Origin of the sequence: Mucilaginibacter polytrichastri (assembly GCF_001911425.1) — a bacterium.
Classification (GTDB): domain Bacteria; phylum Bacteroidota; class Bacteroidia; order Sphingobacteriales; family Sphingobacteriaceae; genus Mucilaginibacter; species Mucilaginibacter polytrichastri.
The window spans coordinates 2,341,503-2,357,680 of the sequence record NZ_MPPL01000001.1 but is presented as its reverse complement, the minus strand read 5'-3'; the positions used below and the strand labels follow the sequence as shown (position 1 = coordinate 2,357,680).

Sequence of the window (16,178 nt, the reverse complement as noted above, 5' to 3'; positions counted from 1 at the left end):
TATTGTGTATTTACGGCATCAAACAATTGTACCGACACACTACTTTGTGTCTCCTTTGTAGTACCCAAGAGATAATTACACTATGCTCCAATTTGTAAATTTTAAAAAAAACTATGGCAGCTTTGCCGCCTTAACAGTAGATAATCTGCAGGTTGGGCAGGGTTTATACTGGCTTAAAGGCGTTAATGGATCGGGTAAAAGTACGCTGTTAAAATCTATTGCGGGGATGCTTTCTTTTGATGGAGATGTTTTACTTAATGGGAATATCAGCGTAAAAAAAGATGCAGTTAACTATCGCAGGTTGGTAAGTTTTGCCGAAGCGGAACCCTTGTTTCCCGAATTTTTAACCGGGCGAGAGATGATCAAACTTTTTGCTAAAGCGCGCGGTGCGGCAGTGGGGCAGGAGGAACAATATATAGAAAGCATGCAAATGCAAAGTTATGTAAACAGGCCAATTGGTTCTTACTCCAGCGGGATGAATAAAAAGCTCTCATTGTTGCTTGCATTTTTAGGCAGCCCCAAGCTGATTTTATTAGATGAACCGTTAATTACCATAGATGCAGCTTCTCTGTTGATCTTGTACAAATGGATCAATGAACGGCAGGAGCAGGATGGTACTGGTTTTATACTGTCCTCACACCAGGCACTTGATAGAGAGATATTACCCAGTGCGGGCGAATTATTGATCGAGCATCAAACCTTAACCCACATCATCTAATGGGTAGGCCATTAACTAATGTGCTTAATAAAATATTTGTGCATGGCTTTTACCGGGCTCATGCCGGTATGTTTATTTTTATATTCCTGGTATTGTTTGGTGCCGTACCAGGCGATATGCTGTTGAGTTATCACAAAACTTTAATGCTGGCTTTTTTAACCAGTCCGTTATTGTTGGTGGCTGTTTTTGGTGTGTGGTTGCTGTATATAGTTAAGGCATGGCACTATGTAGCCGGTCAACTGGCGGCACCGCATCATCAGTTTCTATTCTACAGTATTTCAGCTTATGATAAACGATCACAGTTTTTAAGTTGGCTCACTATCCAATTCAATATTCTGTTGCCCATTATTGTTTATGGCGGGCTCACTATAGGGGTAGGGGTAATGCATCATTGTTATTTAGCGTCTGTAGTTATTATTGTCTACCTGTTATTTTTAAGTGTGCTTAGCGCGCTTTTTTGCATTAGGCTCACGCATACTTTGCCAGAGGGTAAGCAATTGTCATTATTTCTGCGTTTTGGCAAATCAATGCCTAAACCATATTTTAGTTTATTTATCTGGCATATTTTCAATCAAAAAAAAGTTGCCTACACAGTCATCAAAGTAATATCATGGGTAGTTATCACGGCTGTATTTGCTTTGTTTGATGATGTTAAACACGATGCCCGGGTGGCCGGTATTGCAGTATTAGCCATTGTGGTAGCACACGTTGCTATTGTATTTGAAGAGCGTGTTTTCGAAGAAACCTTTCTGCGCTTTGGCCGTAACCTCCCTTACAACAGGGCAAGCTTATTTGGAGGTTTTATACTGGTTTACCTTGTGATGCTGTTGCCTGAAATTATCTGGCTATATACCCGCTTCGACCCGCTATTGGCCACCCAGTTAACGGTATTTGCACTATGTGCTATTATGTTATTCCATAGTTTATTATACCGTATAGGCTTAACTATGGATGTGTACATGCAATGGGTATTAGGTTTGTTTATGATTATCTTTTGGATTGTGATGTTTAAAGCTATACTATTGGCAACTATGTTATGTGTAGTTGTTGCGTTTTTGCTGTTTTACAATAACTATTATAAATCATTTGCGGTGTTGCCGGAGAATGAAAAATAAATCATAAAAAAAGAGACACAAAATATTGTGCCTCTACGATACCAAAACAACTTAACTCCTAAATTGAAATTTCAACTTTCGGGTATTCTATATGTGATAATGCTCAATCACATCCTCCGGGACCTTAACAGCCTTGCCAGTTTTCATCTCAATCATGCTGAAATCCAGCCAGCCATCGCAACTAATTTTTTTAGTTGCTTTATTGGTGATCACAAAGTGTACCCGGCAGCCTTTTTCGTCAATGGTTTGGATGCCTGTTTTTACCAAAAAGTAATCGCCCATCATTAAGGCTCGTTTATATTCAATAAAGGCGGTACGTACTACCCAGCCAAAGCCACGGGCCATAAATTTTTCCATGGCCATGCCATAGCAGGTATCCATTTGCTCGTAGCGGGCGGCCATCACATAATCAAAGTATTTACTGTTATGTACGTGCTGAAACATATCGATATCATCAGGCCGTACCCGGTGCTCGGTTTCAAAAGAGGCATATTTCATTTTTGTAAAGTAAAGTTTCGGCGCCAAAAGTATAAAGTAAAAGCGCTTTATACCCAGTAAAGTTTTACTTTTATATACCGGTATATAGGGTGTAAATGTTTTTGCCTTTCACCTTTTTACTTTCGAGTATAAATATTACCTTTGTGCCACAATTAACAAAAGTATTTACAGCTTTAATATTATTCACGTAATGTATTTAAGTAAGGAAGCGAAAGCTGAGATTTTCGCAAAACACGGTGGCGCTGCTACCAACACAGGTTCAACCGAAGCACAAGTTGCATTATTCACAACACGTATTGCACACTTAACCGGCCACCTGAAGAAAAACAAAAAAGATTTTTCGACTCAATTATCACTGCAAAAATTAGTAGGTAAACGCCGCGGATTGCTGGCTTACCTGTTTCACAAGGATATTGCAAGATACCGTGCTATCATCAAAGCTCTTGAGCTGCGTGATATAATCAAGTAACTTTTTAGAAATTTCAATAAAAAGCCGTTCGATTTATCGGATGGCTTTTTTTCATTAAAACAACGATTTTTAAACATAGAAAAACGATACGCTCTGCAAGATGAAAAGCGTATTACAAAACAACAAAAATGAGTTACAACGTAATTAAAAAAACCATCGATTTAGGTGACGGCCGCACCATTGAGATCGAAACCGGTAAACTGGCTAAACAAGCAGATGGTTCTGTAGTAATTAAAATGGGTGATACCATGTTATTAGCTACTGTAGTATCATCAAAAGATGCGAAAGAAGGCGTAGACTTCTTACCGCTTTCTGTTGATTATCAAGAAAAATATGCCGCTACGGGACGTATCCCTGGTGGTTTTTTACGCCGTGAGGCACGTTTATCAGACTATGAGGTTTTAATCTCGCGTTTGGTTGACCGTGCATTGCGCCCAATGTTCCCCGAAGATTATCACGCTGATACCCAGGTGATGATCTCTTTAATTTCAGCTGATAAAGAAATTATGCCTGATTGCCTTGCTGGTTTAGCAGCATCAGCAGCTTTATCTGTTTCTGATATCCCGTTTAACGGGCCAATTTCTGAGGTTCGTGTTGCTAAAATTGATGGCCAGTTGGTAATTAACCCAACTTTGAGTCAATTAGAGCATGCTACTTTAGAGTTTATCGTAGCCGGTTCTGAGCATGACATTAACATGGTTGAGGGCGAATCAAAAGAAATTCAGGAAGCTGAATTAGTTGAGGCTATCAAATTTGCACACACTGCTATTAAATTACAGTGTTTAGCTCAAAAAGAATTAACTGTTGAAGTTGGTAAAACCGTTAAACGCGTTTACAGCCACGAACACAGCAATGAGGATTTGAAAAAAGCTATCTACGCTGCAACTTACGATCAGGTTTATGCTATCGCTTCTTCTGCTTCTGGAAAAGACGAGCGCTCGGCTAAATTTAAAGAAGTACGTGATACTTATATCGCTACTTTGGGTGAGATTGATGATGTTACCAAATTCTTAGCTAAAAAATACTACCACGATGTAGAGTACGATGCTATCCGTAACCTCGTATTAGACGAAGGTAAACGTTTAGATGGTCGTAAAACTACAGAGATCCGCCCAATCTGGAGCGAAGTAAGTTACTTACCTTCTGCTCACGGTTCTGCCGTGTTTACACGTGGCGAAACTCAGGCCTTAACCACCGTTACTTTAGGTGCTAAAGATGATGAGCAAATGATTGATGGTGCCTTTATTAACGGTTACCAAAAATTCCTTTTACACTATAACTTCCCTGGTTTCTCTACTGGCGAGGTTCGTCCTAACCGTGGTGCTGGTCGTCGCGAAATTGGTCACGGTAACCTGGCTATGCGTTCATTAAAACGTGTATTGCCACCGGCTGATGAAAATCCTTACACTATCCGCATAGTTTCTGATATCCTGGAATCAAATGGTTCGTCGTCAATGGCAACAGTTTGTGCAGGTACATTGGCTTTGATGGATGCAGGTGTTAAAATAACCAACCCGGTATCTGGTATTGCGATGGGATTAATCACCAACGAAATGGGTACTAAATATGCTATCCTTTCTGATATTTTGGGTGATGAAGATCACCTGGGTGATATGGACTTTAAAGTAACAGGTACCAAAAATGGTATTGTTGCCTGCCAAATGGATTTAAAGATCAATGGTTTATCATACGAAGTATTAACCAATGCATTAGATCAGGCTAAAGAAGGTCGTTTACACATCCTTGGCGAAATGGCTAAGACTTTGAGTGCTCCTCGTGAGGATTACAAAGAATTTGCTCCGCGTATTGTTACCATTAAAATTGATAAAGAATTTATTGGTGCAGTAATAGGCCCCGGCGGTAAAATTATCCAGGAAATGCAACGCGAAACCGGTGCAACTATTTCTATCGAAGAAAAAGACAACCAGGGTATCGTACAAATCTTTGCAGACGATAAAGCATCTATCGATGCAGCTGTATCACGTATCCGCGCTATCGCTTCTAAACCAGAAGTTGGCGAAGTTTACGAAGGTAAAGTAAGGTCTATAATGCCTTTCGGTGCATTTGTTGAAATTATGCCGGGTAAAGATGGTCTGTTACATATTTCAGAAATCGATCATAAACGTATCGAAACTATGGATGGTGTATTTGAAGTTGGCGAAATTGTTAAAGTAAAACTGATTGATGTAGATAAACAAGGTAAACTTAAGTTGTCGCGCAAGGTTTTATTGCCAAGGCCAGAACGTAATGATCAAAAATCATCTGAGCCACAAGCTTAAGCAGATGTAAATCATACATTTAAAAGACCTTTGTGAAAGCAAAGGTCTTTTTTGTTTTAAAATGTTATTAACATTTTAAAACAATTTTATCTGTTATATACTTTAGGTAATTATATGTTGCAACGTCCTCTTTACACCGTACATATTAGACCATGATAACTGCCGGACACGATCCATTAGATTTTTTAAATGATAAGCCGGCGGTCAATCAAAACAACGAAGCTGATATCGTACAGTCTTTGCTGTATGAAATAGTGAGGGTAAAAGATTTGATTAAATATTACGAAGAAATCCCTAATGGTGCCGGGCAACTTGGCGCAGCTATCTTAACAGAACTCGTATCAGAAGCCTACAACTCATTGGTTAACTATGATACCGAACTCATGAATAAATACTACGATTTGCTTCAGCATTGTGATTGATCTGGTAACTTTGTCGGTGCACATCAGTCATTAATTCTACAAATGACTGATGGGTGATGACCAATAAACTAATATCTTTGAAAGCATGAACCACTTCATTGCCCCATCTATACTGGCAGCTGATTTTGCCAACCTGCAACGCGATATCGAAATGATTAATCAAAGTGATGCCGACTGGATTCACGTCGATATTATGGATGGTATGTTTGTACCTAATATATCTTTTGGTTTCCCTGTTGTTAAGGCTGTTGCGAAACATGCTAAGAAGCCGCTTGACGTACATTTGATGATTGTTGAACCCGACCGTTACCTGCAGCAGTTTAAAGAAGCCGGTGCAGCCAGTATTACGGTACACCTAGAAGCCTGTAAGCATTTGCATCGCACGGTGCAAGCCATCAAAGAACTGGGCTGTAAAGCCTCTGTAGCTTTAAACCCGCATACACCGGTGGCTTCGCTGGTTGATATTATCGGCGATTTGGATATGGTGCTCATTATGTCGGTAAACCCGGGCTTTGGAGGGCAAAAATTTATTACTAATACCTACAAGAAAATAAAAGAGCTAAGAATGCTCGCATCCGCAGAAAACCCAGATCTGATTATTGAAATTGATGGGGGAGTAGATCAATCAAATGTTAATAACCTGCTTAATGCCGGGGCTAACGCACTAGTTGCAGGCAACTCAGTATTCTCTGCTGCCGACCAACTAAATGCCATCAAACAGCTCAAAAATCCATTAAAATCATAGATTTTATATACTATTAAAGCGGACTTTAATAAACTTATTTAACAGAGGTGTTTAATAACGATGTTCTGTTAATAAATCATTGATTTTTTTGCCAAAATAAAATTCCATTTCTTTAATTTCGGGGCGGCTAACAAATCTTTTTTAACCCTTAGCCCATTATAATATAACTGATATGAAACACAATTTTGGAGCCGGTCCAGGCATCCTGCCTCACGAGGTATTAAAACAAGCTGCGGAAGCTGTTGTGAATTTTAATGGTATTGGTCTTTCGGTACTTGAAATTTCGCATCGCTCGTCTGAGTTTGAGGCAGTGCTTGATGAGGCGGTGAAGCTGGTAAAAGAGCTTTTCAGCGTTCCGGACGGTTACTCGGTTTTATTTTTACAAGGCGGAGCAAGCACGCAGTTTGCTATGGTGCCTTATAATTTGCTACCACAAACTGGTAAAGCTGCTTATGTAGAGTCGGGCGTGTGGGCAAACAAAGCGTTAAAAGAAGCTAAATATTTTGGCGAGGTAGAGGTTATTGCTACTTCAAAAGAAAGCAACTTTACTTACATCCCTAAAGATTATAGCGTGCCATCTGATGCGGCTTATTTACACCTGACATCAAATAATACCATTTACGGTACGCAACTTCATGAGTTCCCTGCATCATCTGTGCCGGTTATTTGCGATATGTCGTCAGATATCTTCAGCCGTAAGGTTAACGTAGCTGATTTTGGCCTTATCTACGCTGGTGCGCAAAAAAACATGGGCCCTGCAGGTGTTACTTTAGTAATTATTAAAGACGATATTTTAGGCAAGGCAGATCGTAAGATCCCCGCTATGTTTAACTACCAAACACAGATAGAAGGTGGTTCTATGTACAATACACCTCCTGTTTTTGCTATCCTGGTATCTATGCTTACCCTGCGCTGGTTAAAAGCTAAAGGTGGTGTAGAAGCTATTGAAAAAGAGAATGATGCTAAGGCAGCAGCTTTATACACAGAGATTGATCGTAACCCATTATTTAAAGGGGTATCTGCTGTAGAAGATCGTTCTAAAATGAATGTATGTTTCGTTGTAGAAAACCCTGAACACGAAAAACCATTCCTGAAGCTATGCGACGAAAAAGGCATTGTAGGTATCAAAGGTCACCGTAGTGTAGGTGGTTTCCGTGCATCAATTTATAATGCATTGCCAATTACCAGCGTACACGTGCTCATTGAAACTATGCAGGAGTTTGTAGAAAAAAATAAATAAAGCGGTTGAATAAGTTGATTGAGTGGTAGATTAAAGCCTAATCTACCACTCAATCAACTTAATCCAACCTAATCAACTTATTCAACAAGAAAACAAAATGATCAAAATATTAGCTAATGATGGTATCGACCCGATAGGTAAAAAACTGCTTGAAGAAGCAGGTTTTGAAGTTGATACCAATACAATACCACAAGACGAATTACCTGTTAAATTGCAGGCTTATGATGGTATAACTGTGCGTAGCGCAACAAAAGTGCGTAAAGCATTAATTGATGCCTGCCCTAATTTAAAAATGATTGGCCGTGGCGGTGTTGGTGTTGATAATATCGACGTAGACTATGCCAAAGAAAAAGGCATCCCGGTTTATAACACCCCGGCATCATCTTCAAACTCTGTTGCCGAATTGGTATTTGGTCACTTGTTTACCGGTGCCCGTTTCTTGCAAGATAGCAACCGTAAAATGCCGGTTGATGGTGCTACCAAATTTAATGATCTTAAAAAATCATACGCTAAAGGTTCTGAACTGCGCGGTAAAACTTTAGGTATCCTTGGTTTTGGCCGTATCGGTAAAGCGGTTGCCAAAATTGCTTTAGGAGTTGGTATGGATGTATTAGCTTTTGATGTTTACGATTTTGATACCGAGCTTGAATTAGAACTGGGCGGTGGTAACGTAGTCAAAGCTTCAGTTAAAAAAGCAACCCAGGAAGAGATCATCGCTCAAAGCGATTTTGTAACCCTGCACACGCCGTTTATCGAGAAACCGATACTGGATGCCGAAACTTTTGCTAAAATGAAAAAAGGTGCAGGTGTAATCAACTGCTCACGCGGTGGCCTTATTGACGAACTGGCTTTAGTTGAAGCCCTGAACAGCGGGCAAATCGCGTTTGCAGGTCTTGATGTATTTGACAACGAACCAACTCCAAGAGCAGAAATCTTAAATCACCCTAAAATTTCTTTAACCCCGCACATCGGTGCTTCTACCAATGAAGCCCAGGAGCGTATAGGTGTTGAGTTAGCTACGCTGATTATCGATCACTTTAAAAGCTTAGAGCTGGCTTAAGTAGTTTTTAAATAAATAAGAAATGCGATTCAATTTGAATCGCATTTCTTATTTATAAATACAAATTGAGCTTTCAGAAGCGTACTTGCTTAACCTTCTAAGTTTCGTCGGTAAGTAATTTCCAAAAAGCTATCATAATTAGCACTACTTTACTGGAATTTAAGAGCCAATGCCAAAGGCGAAAGTAAGTTAATGCGGCAAATACTCTTTTGGAAGGAATTTGTCCTTGCGCTCCACATCATCAAACCAGCCTAAAATCCAAAAACGTGTACCATCATAAAATAGCTGTACACTATCTATGCCGCGACCAATAATGGGGCCATTGGCTATATAACGTGTCTCGTAAGTACTCCAAACGTGATAAAGGTTGCCAAATTTCTCAATCTTGCAGTAAATTTGCCGTTCATTAAAACCGGTTTTAGCCATCACGGTGTCTTCCTGTTCGTGGAATTGTTTGATCGTCATGGTGTTCATCATCGGCTTGCCATTTTTGTCAACGCCGGCTAAACCCACCATAGCGCCCGGAAAATGCAGTAAACTATCACGCTCATAACTTGCTAACTCGCCTTTTTTTACTGAGGTGGTGGCATAATAGGCTTTCATTATGCCAGTTAAAGTACTTACGTCATCACCAAATTTAGTAGTTTTCTGGGCCTGTACATTCAGCGTGAAACCGATATTAGCTGCCAGTAAAAGAATCAAGAAGTTTTTTATGATCATATTGGGTTGAATAAGGTTTGATTTAAGCCAGTCTAATCTACCTAAGTAAAGTCAAAGAGAAAAATAAAAAAGGCGAACCAAATCGGATCGCCTTTTTTATTTTATAAGTGAAATCACCTTAAACGGTGAAATCAAGTAATTACATGGCTTCAGAAACTACTTCCTGTACTTCTGGCACCATACGTTTGAGCAGGTTTTCAATACCGGCTTTTAATGTAATGGTTGATGAAGGGCAGCCGCTGCATGAACCGCGTAGTTCAACTGTTACCACACCTTCTGTAAATGATTTGTAAGCTATTGCGCCGCCGTCTTGCTCAACAGCCGGGCGAACATAATCATGTAATATCTGCTGAATTTTAACTTCGGCATCCGTACCTTCAAAGTTTACGTCGGCCTGCTCTTCTTCCTGAACTTTTAATTCAGACTCAACAGCACCTTTTACAAATTCTTTTACAATTGGTTCTACATCATTCCACTCAGAACCTTCGGTTTTAGTTACCGTAACAAAGTTACTGGCAAAGAACACACCATTTACAAACGAGAACTTGTAAAGCTCTTTTGCAAAGGTTGATTTTTCGGCGCTTTCTTTAGTCGGATAATCTACACTGCCGTTAATCAGCAACTTGTTAACAATGAACTTCATTGTTGCCGGGTTTGGTGTGCTTTCGGTATATACGTTGATATTCATGAGAATTTCTTTTATCTAATCTATATTAACAAAGTTATACAGTAAAATCATTTAATATGTTAAATGATCTTGATTTGACCTGTACATGACTATATACCTGTATAGTTACCAGGCGTAATACTTTTAAGTTCTCGTTTAATGCTTTCGCTAACCTCCAGCGTGTCTACAAAGCCGGCAATTGTTTGGGCATTAATGCCGGTATTAACGCGTGTGAGCTCTTTTAATGCTTCATAAGGGTTTGGATAGCCATCTCTGCGCAGGATGGTTTGTATGGCCTCTGCCACAACTGCCCAGTTAGCTTCCAGGTCTGCTTTCAGGGCAGTTTCGTTCAGCAATAACTTGTTGAGGCCCTTCATGGTCGATTTTATGGCAATTAAAGTATGAGCAACAGGCACGCCGATGTTACGTAACACGGTAGAGTCTGTCAGATCCCGTTGTAAACGGGAGACAGGAAGTTTGGCTGCCAGGTGCTCGAACAATGCGTTTGCAATACCTACATTACCTTCAGAATTTTCAAAGTCAATAGGGTTAACCTTATGCGGCATAGCCGATGAACCGATTTCGCCGGCCTTGATCTTTTGTTTAAAGTAGTTCATGGATATGTAAGTCCACATGTCGCGGTCCAGATCAAGGATGATGTTATTAATACGTTTCAAAGCATCACACTGTGCAGCAAAGTTATCGTAATGCTCTATCTGGGTAGTAAATTGTGAACGGTGCAGTCCTAACACATCGTTTACAAAATGATTGCCGAAATCTTTCCAATCATGTGTAGGGTAGGCAATATGGTGTGCATTGAAATTACCGGTTGCGCCGCCAAACTTAGCAGAAAAAGGCACCTGTTTGAGTAACACCAACTGGCTTTCTAAACGTTCTACAAAAACCTGTAGCTCCTTGCCCAAACGCGTAGGTGAGGCTGGTTGTCCGTGGGTATGGGCCAGCATCGATACATCTTTCCAATCGATAACATATTGTTTCAATAACTCAATCAGCTCGGCAATTGCAGGGTAGTAAACCTCGTCTAAAGCCAGTTTAAATGTAAATGGAATAGCCGTATTGTTAATATCCTGAGAGGTTAAGCCAAAATGGATAAACTCTTTATCAGCAAGTCCTATCTCATCAAACTTTTGCTTAATAAAATATTCAACCGCCTTAACATCATGGTTAGTGATTTTCTCAATATCTTTAATAACCTGTGCATCGGCCTCGCTGAAATTTTTATAGATATCCTGTAACTTGTTGGTAATAACACTATCTAAAGTAGTAAGCTGTGGCAGGTTAAATTGAGTAAGCGTTATGTAGTACTCAATTTCTACAAACACCCTGTACTTAATCAGGGCAAATTCTGAAAAATAAGCAGAAAGATCTTTTGTTACGTTGCGGTAGCGACCATCAACAGGTGATATAGCAGAAAGGGCAGTAAGGTCCATCAATAATATGTTTTTGCAAAGGTAATAATTAAGCGATGGTGGGGGGAAGTAATTTTACATGGAAACTTTGAAATCAAAAAATGTTTCCATAGTTTTGGCTTTATAATGAGCCAGACACAGAGGATATTAGAAGGAGCGTTTGAGCTTTTTATGCAAGCCGGCATAAAGAGTGTGACCATGGATGATATCGCGAAGCAATTAGGGATGTCGAAAAAAACTATCTATCAGCATTTTTCTGATAAAAATGAGTTGGTGGTTGAGCTGGTTAAAGCCAAGCTGGAGCTTGACAAGAAAGACATGGACGATATTATGGCCGAAGACGGTAATGTGATAGAGAAGATGCTTAAAATGATGAAATGTTCTGAAGAACTGATAGCCAGGATAAACCCGATAGTTATGCATGATATGCAAAAGTATCATTCTGATGCATGGAAAGAGTTTCAGCAGTTTAAATCAGAGAAAATGGTGCAAACACTGGTTGATCTCTTAGAACAGGGTAAGGAGCAAGGCTACATTCGCCCAGAGATTGATGCTAAAATAATGGCCCTAATGCGCGTGGCACAAGTGGAAATAGGTTTTAACAATGCTATTTTTCCATTCGCAGATTTTAATGTTTGGACAGTACAACAACAGTTTCTTGAGCACTTTAACTATGGCATATGTACCCTGAAAGGCTACAAATTACTTAATGAATATCAAAATATAAACCAGGAATAATCAACCACTCAATAGATAAAACCAACAAATGAAGAATGTAATTAAAGTGGGGCTGATGTTATGCATAACTACGTTAAGTAGTTATGCACAGCAAGGGCCTGCAAGTAGTCCGTCGTCATACAGCTTTACGCTGGCGGATTGTATTAAGTACGCCTATGAGCATCAGGACAGTGTGGTAAATGCCCGGCTTGATGTTAAAAGTGCAGAATACAAGGTAAAGGAAACCACGGGTATAGGTTTGCCGCAAATTAATGGCTCGGCCTCATTTCAGGATTATTTAAAAATCCCTACTACATTGATTCCCGGCGCATTTATCGGCCAGCCGGGTACTTATATACCGCTAAAATTCGGTGTAAAATATCAATCAAATTTTGGGGTAGATGCAAGCCAGATCCTATTTGACGGTAGTTACCTGGTAGGTTTAAAGGCTTCTAAAACCTACAAAGAACTTTCACAGCGCAATGTTACCCGTAGCTTAATTGAGGCCAATGTACAGGTTACCAAGGCCTACTACCAAGTATTGGTAAGTGACGAAACGGTGAGGCTGCTTGATGCCAACCTGAAGCAAATTAAAGAGCAGTACGACCAAACCATCGCCCAAAACAAACAAGGCTTTGTAGAAAAGATAGACGTTGACCGCTTAAGCGTACAATATAATGATTTGGTTACCACCCGTGCAAATACATTAAGGCTGCTAGTACTTAATGTACAGATGCTTAAATTTCAGATGGGGATGCCTATTGAAACAGAACTGGATCTAAAAGATAAACTAGAAGATGTTAAGCTTGATGAAAGCGTAGCTATGGTAGCCACTACAGATACCACGGCTTATCATAAGCGCATAGAATACAGCTTATATGAAACTCAGTTAAAGTTAAACCAGCTTGATTTGAAAAGACAAAAATCCCAATTTTTACCAACTTTATCTGCTACCGCAAACTATACCTCATCTTATCAAAACAACGCGTTTAGTACTTTATATAGTTCGCAATTTCCATCGAGTTATATTGGGTTAAATTTAAAGGTGCCCATTTTTAATGGTTTCCAACGTACTAACCAGGTAAAACAGGCAGAAATTTCTGTTCAAAAAACTCGCAACGATATGGAAAATGTTAAGAATGGTTTAAACCTGCAAACCAACGCTGCCCGTATAAACTACATCAACGGTTTGCAAACTTTAAACAATCAAAAGCGTAACCGCGAGGTGGCTAATGAAGTGCTGAGGGTTTCCCGTATCAAATATCAGCAGGGGGTAGGCTCGAGCATTGAAGTAACTCAGGCAGAAACAGCCCTGGTTGTTGCAGACAATAATTATATACAAGGTTTATACGATGCTTTAATTAGCAAGGTTGACCTTGACAGAGCATACGGTAAAATTCAATAATCAGCTAAACCAATCATACATAAAACACACATGAAAAAAATATTATACACAAGTGCAGTTGCTTTAATGGCTTTGGCAGCATGCAACAATAAGCCTAAAGACCCGAAAGCCGAACTCGCGGATCTTAAAAAACAACAATCGGAGATAGCTGGTAAAATTGCTGCACTGGAAACTAAAAGCGGTGCCCAGGATTCATCAAAAGTTACTGATGTTAATGTGGTTGAAGTAAAGCAAGGAAACTTTACCAATTACATACAAATACAAGGCCGTATTGATGCACAGGACAACGTAACTGCATATCCACAGTCGCCGGGTACCATTACCGCTATTCGAGTAAAGGTTGGAGATCACGTAAGTAAAGGGCAAGTGCTTGTGCAATTGGATGATGCTGTATTGAGACAAAATATTGCTCAGATTGCAACACAGGTTGATTTAAATAAGACTTTATACCAACGCCAAAAAAACCTTTGGGACCAAAAAATCGGTACAGAAGTACAGTTTTTACAAGCCAAAACTGCTCTGGAGGGCAGCCAGAAACAAATGGCCTCATTGCAACAACAAGCTGTTATGTATAGCATTAAATCGCCGATTAACGGTACTGTTGACCAAATGGATTTGAAACTGGGCCAGGTTGCACAGCCGGGCACCACAGGCATCCGTATTGTAAATGCAGATATATTAAAGGTTAAGGCTGATGTACCGGAATCTTATTCGGGCCGTGTAAACCTGGGCGATCATGTTAAAATATTGATCCCTGATGCTGCCGATTCGTTAGATGCGGTGGTAACATTTGCGGCTAAAGTTATCGATCCGGGATCGCGCAGTTTTGCGGTAGAGGTTAAATTGCCAACCCGTAAAACGCTTCGCCCTAACATGACTGCTACTTTAAAAATTGCTGATTACAGCAGTAAAACTGCATTGGTTGTGCCTTTTAAAGCCATCCAAAAATCGGAGCAGGGCGACTACGTTTTTGTTGACGAGAACGGTATTGCCAAACAAAAAACTGTTAAGGTAGGAAGAGTTTATGGTGGTAGTGCCGAAATATTATCGGGCATTGTAGCCGGAGATAAACTTGTAACCGAAGGTGCAAGTGATATTGAAGATGGCGATAGGATTAAAGCATCATCAGCTAATTAATCTTTTAAACTGATTTTAAATGAAAGATTTAAACAAAGAATTTGGCCCTTCGAGTTGGGCCATAGATAACAAAACGGCAGTTTATGTACTGATATTCCTCATTACATTACTAGGCTTGTTGAGTTACAACAGGTTACCGAAAGAGAACTTCCCTGATATTGCACAGTCAAAGGTCTATATTACTACTGCCTATGCTGGCCAGTCTCCGCAAAATATCGAAACGCTGGTAACCAAGCAATTGGAGAAGCAACTAAAGTCGCTAAAGGGCTTAAAAAAGGTTACTTCAAACACCCAGCAAAACGTATCGATTATAACGGCCGAGTTTAATGCCGATATTAAAATTAAAGATGCCAAGCAGGATGTAAAAGATGCCGTTGATAAAGCCAAACAAGATTTGCCGCAGAATGATAATAACTTGAAAGAGTCTATCATTTCTGATATCAACGTTGCCGATCTGCCTATTTTATATATCAATATTTCTGGTAATTACGACCTGAAAAAATTGAAGGAATATGCAGACAACATTAAAGACGATGTTGAGGGTATGAAAGAAATATCTAAAGTTGATGAAGTTGGTGCCTTGAAGCCTAACATTCAGATCAATGTTGATATTAGTAAAATGACCGCTGCTCAGATCAGCTATAATGACATCATTCAGGCTGTAGGTAACGAAAATGTTATTTCATCTGCAGGTGCCATAGTAAATGATGGTGTACAGCGTACTATTGATATTAAACAGGATTTTAAAGGTGCTGATGAGGTTAAAGCTTTAATTATCCGTAACCCGCAAGGTAAGGCTGTTTACCTGCGCGATATTGCACAGGTTGTTGATGGTTTTCAGGATCAGGAGAGTTTTGCCCGTTTAAAAACGCCTAATAACCCTAACTTCAAAAATGTAATTACGCTTAACGTTAGTAAAAGATCAGGCGAAAACCTGATCGAAGCTTCTGATAAGATCTATGATCTGATTAAAGTAAAGCAGAAAACTATTTTCCCTAAAGGATTAGATATTACAATTACCGGTGACCAGTCTGATAAAACGCGTTCAACCCTAAACGATTTGATCAATACAATCATTATAGGGTTTATACTGGTTACAATTATACTAATGTTCTTTATGGGTAGCACCAATGCCATATTTGTGGCGCTGTCGGTACCGTTATCATGTTTCATCGCTTTCCTGGTAATGCCGGCTATTGGGTTTACACTCAACATGATTGTGCTGTTTTCCTTCCTGCTCGCATTGGGTATTGTAGTAGATGATGCCATTGTGGTAATTGAAAACACACACAGGATATTTAACAACGGTGCTATACCTATTAAGCAAGCTGCTAAAATGGCTGCAGGTGAGGTTTTCTTACCGGTATTTTCCGGTACCATGACTACGCTGGCCCCATTTGTGCCTTTGGCATTCTGGAATAGCTTAATCGGGCACTTTATGTTCTTTTTACCAATTACTTTGATCATTACATTGTTAGCTTCTTTATTGGTGGCTTATATTATGAACCCGGTTTTCGCGGTTGATTTTATGAAACCTCACCATGAGGGCGAGCACG

General features: G+C 39.7%; 16 protein-coding genes. 12 read left to right on the top strand and 4 right to left on the bottom strand.

The window, feature by feature from the left end; genetic code table 11:
• The first annotated feature begins 82 nt into the window (after positions 1 to 82).
• Together RG47T_RS10165 and RG47T_RS10160 are read left to right on the top strand one after the other, a co-directional pair.
• Positions 83 to 718, top strand: a complete 636-nt coding sequence (locus RG47T_RS10165) for an ABC transporter ATP-binding protein (RefSeq protein ID WP_074489314.1) — start codon at positions 83 to 85, stop codon at positions 716 to 718.
• Positions 718 to 1,833 (top strand): hypothetical protein, encoded by a 1,116-nt coding sequence (locus tag RG47T_RS10160; protein ID WP_074489313.1) that lies wholly within the window; start codon positions 718 to 720, stop codon positions 1,831 to 1,833. Before RG47T_RS10165 ends, RG47T_RS10160 begins: the two co-directional genes overlap by 1 nt.
• 87 nt (positions 1,834 to 1,920) lie before the next feature.
• On the opposite strand, the gene RG47T_RS10155 is transcribed toward RG47T_RS10160, so the two are convergent.
• A complete protein-coding gene (locus RG47T_RS10155) occupies positions 1,921 to 2,331 on the bottom strand; it encodes an acyl-CoA thioesterase (RefSeq protein ID WP_074489311.1) in 411 nt (136 codons plus the stop codon).
• A gap of 190 nt (positions 2,332 to 2,521) precedes the next feature.
• Between RG47T_RS10155 and rpsO the strand changes: the two genes are divergently transcribed.
• From rpsO to RG47T_RS10125, 6 genes are all read left to right on the top strand, one after another.
• Complete coding sequence (rpsO, locus tag RG47T_RS10150; protein WP_074489310.1) at positions 2,522 to 2,800, top strand: 30S ribosomal protein S15; 279 nt, start codon at positions 2,522 to 2,524, stop codon at positions 2,798 to 2,800.
• A 128-nt stretch (positions 2,801 to 2,928) separates the two neighbouring features.
• Positions 2,929 to 5,079: a polyribonucleotide nucleotidyltransferase gene (gene pnp, locus RG47T_RS10145; RefSeq protein WP_074489309.1), complete on the top strand. Its 2,151-nt coding sequence runs from the start codon at positions 2,929 to 2,931 to the stop codon at positions 5,077 to 5,079.
• A gap of 152 nt (positions 5,080 to 5,231) precedes the next feature.
• Entirely contained in the window at positions 5,232 to 5,501 is a 270-nt protein-coding gene (locus RG47T_RS10140) for a hypothetical protein (RefSeq protein WP_074489308.1), read from the top strand.
• Positions 5,502 to 5,586: 85 nt separating this feature from the next.
• A complete protein-coding gene (gene rpe, locus RG47T_RS10135; protein ID WP_074489307.1) occupies positions 5,587 to 6,246 on the top strand; it encodes a ribulose-phosphate 3-epimerase in 660 nt (219 codons plus the stop codon).
• 172 nt (positions 6,247 to 6,418) lie between these two features.
• Entirely contained in the window at positions 6,419 to 7,486 is a 1,068-nt protein-coding gene (serC, locus tag RG47T_RS10130) for a 3-phosphoserine/phosphohydroxythreonine transaminase (RefSeq protein WP_074489306.1), read from the top strand.
• 97 nt (positions 7,487 to 7,583) lie between these two features.
• The gene (locus RG47T_RS10125; RefSeq protein WP_171972508.1) at positions 7,584 to 8,546 is read left to right on the top strand and encodes a D-2-hydroxyacid dehydrogenase; all 963 of its coding nucleotides are present in this window, start codon (positions 7,584 to 7,586) and stop codon (positions 8,544 to 8,546) included.
• Positions 8,547 to 8,735: 189 nt separating this feature from the next.
• Here the strand turns inward: RG47T_RS10125 and RG47T_RS10120 are convergent, their stop codons facing one another.
• The 3 genes from RG47T_RS10120 to purB all read right to left on the bottom strand — a co-directional run bounded on the left by RG47T_RS10120 (position 8,736) and on the right by purB (position 11,384).
• Positions 8,736 to 9,266 (bottom strand): hypothetical protein, encoded by a 531-nt coding sequence (locus RG47T_RS10120; RefSeq protein ID WP_074489305.1) that lies wholly within the window; start codon positions 9,264 to 9,266, stop codon positions 8,736 to 8,738.
• Positions 9,267 to 9,405: 139 nt separating this feature from the next.
• A complete protein-coding gene (locus RG47T_RS10115) occupies positions 9,406 to 9,954 on the bottom strand; it encodes a NifU family protein (RefSeq protein ID WP_074489304.1) in 549 nt (182 codons plus the stop codon).
• Between the two features lie 89 nt (positions 9,955 to 10,043).
• Positions 10,044 to 11,384, bottom strand: a complete 1,341-nt coding sequence (purB, locus tag RG47T_RS10110) for an adenylosuccinate lyase (protein ID WP_074489303.1) — start codon at positions 11,382 to 11,384, stop codon at positions 10,044 to 10,046.
• A 105-nt stretch (positions 11,385 to 11,489) separates the two neighbouring features.
• Between purB and RG47T_RS10105 the strand changes: the two genes are divergently transcribed.
• From RG47T_RS10105 to RG47T_RS26690, 4 genes are all read left to right on the top strand, one after another.
• A complete protein-coding gene (locus RG47T_RS10105; protein WP_074489302.1) occupies positions 11,490 to 12,101 on the top strand; it encodes a TetR/AcrR family transcriptional regulator in 612 nt (203 codons plus the stop codon).
• A 28-nt stretch (positions 12,102 to 12,129) separates the two neighbouring features.
• Positions 12,130 to 13,485, top strand: a complete 1,356-nt coding sequence (locus tag RG47T_RS10100) for a TolC family protein (RefSeq protein ID WP_074489301.1) — start codon at positions 12,130 to 12,132, stop codon at positions 13,483 to 13,485.
• Between the two features lie 30 nt (positions 13,486 to 13,515).
• The gene (locus RG47T_RS10095; protein ID WP_074489300.1) at positions 13,516 to 14,622 is read left to right on the top strand and encodes an efflux RND transporter periplasmic adaptor subunit; all 1,107 of its coding nucleotides are present in this window, start codon (positions 13,516 to 13,518) and stop codon (positions 14,620 to 14,622) included.
• A gap of 19 nt (positions 14,623 to 14,641) precedes the next feature.
• Positions 14,642 to 16,178, top strand: a 1,537-nt coding sequence (locus RG47T_RS26690) for an efflux RND transporter permease subunit (protein WP_253187510.1), incomplete at its 3' end; no start/stop codon positions are given.

Bases quoted from the DNA above. Each gene is read 5' to 3' on its own strand.
- RG47T_RS10125 (WP_171972508.1), top strand. From the start codon at position 7,584: ATGATCAAAATATTAGCTAATGATGGTATCGACCCGATAGGTAAAAAA.
- RG47T_RS10120 (WP_074489305.1), bottom strand. From the start codon at position 9,266: ATGATCATAAAAAACTTCTTGATTCTTTTACTGGCAGCTAATATCGGT.
- RG47T_RS10155 (WP_074489311.1), bottom strand. From the start codon at position 2,331: ATGAAATATGCCTCTTTTGAAACCGAGCACCGGGTACGGCCTGATGAT.
- RG47T_RS10165 (WP_074489314.1), top strand. From the start codon at position 83: ATGCTCCAATTTGTAAATTTTAAAAAAAACTATGGCAGCTTTGCCGCC.
- RG47T_RS10105 (WP_074489302.1), top strand. From the start codon at position 11,490: ATGAGCCAGACACAGAGGATATTAGAAGGAGCGTTTGAGCTTTTTATG.
- RG47T_RS10100 (WP_074489301.1), top strand. From the start codon at position 12,130: ATGAAGAATGTAATTAAAGTGGGGCTGATGTTATGCATAACTACGTTA.
- RG47T_RS10140 (WP_074489308.1), top strand. From the start codon at position 5,232: ATGATAACTGCCGGACACGATCCATTAGATTTTTTAAATGATAAGCCG.
- rpe (WP_074489307.1), top strand. From the start codon at position 5,587: ATGAACCACTTCATTGCCCCATCTATACTGGCAGCTGATTTTGCCAAC.
- serC (WP_074489306.1), top strand. From the start codon at position 6,419: ATGAAACACAATTTTGGAGCCGGTCCAGGCATCCTGCCTCACGAGGTA.
- rpsO (WP_074489310.1), top strand. From the start codon at position 2,522: ATGTATTTAAGTAAGGAAGCGAAAGCTGAGATTTTCGCAAAACACGGT.
- RG47T_RS10160 (WP_074489313.1), top strand. From the start codon at position 718: ATGGGTAGGCCATTAACTAATGTGCTTAATAAAATATTTGTGCATGGC.
- RG47T_RS10095 (WP_074489300.1), top strand. From the start codon at position 13,516: ATGAAAAAAATATTATACACAAGTGCAGTTGCTTTAATGGCTTTGGCA.
- pnp (WP_074489309.1), top strand. From the start codon at position 2,929: ATGAGTTACAACGTAATTAAAAAAACCATCGATTTAGGTGACGGCCGC.
- purB (WP_074489303.1), bottom strand. From the start codon at position 11,384: ATGGACCTTACTGCCCTTTCTGCTATATCACCTGTTGATGGTCGCTAC.
- RG47T_RS10115 (WP_074489304.1), bottom strand. From the start codon at position 9,954: ATGAATATCAACGTATATACCGAAAGCACACCAAACCCGGCAACAATG.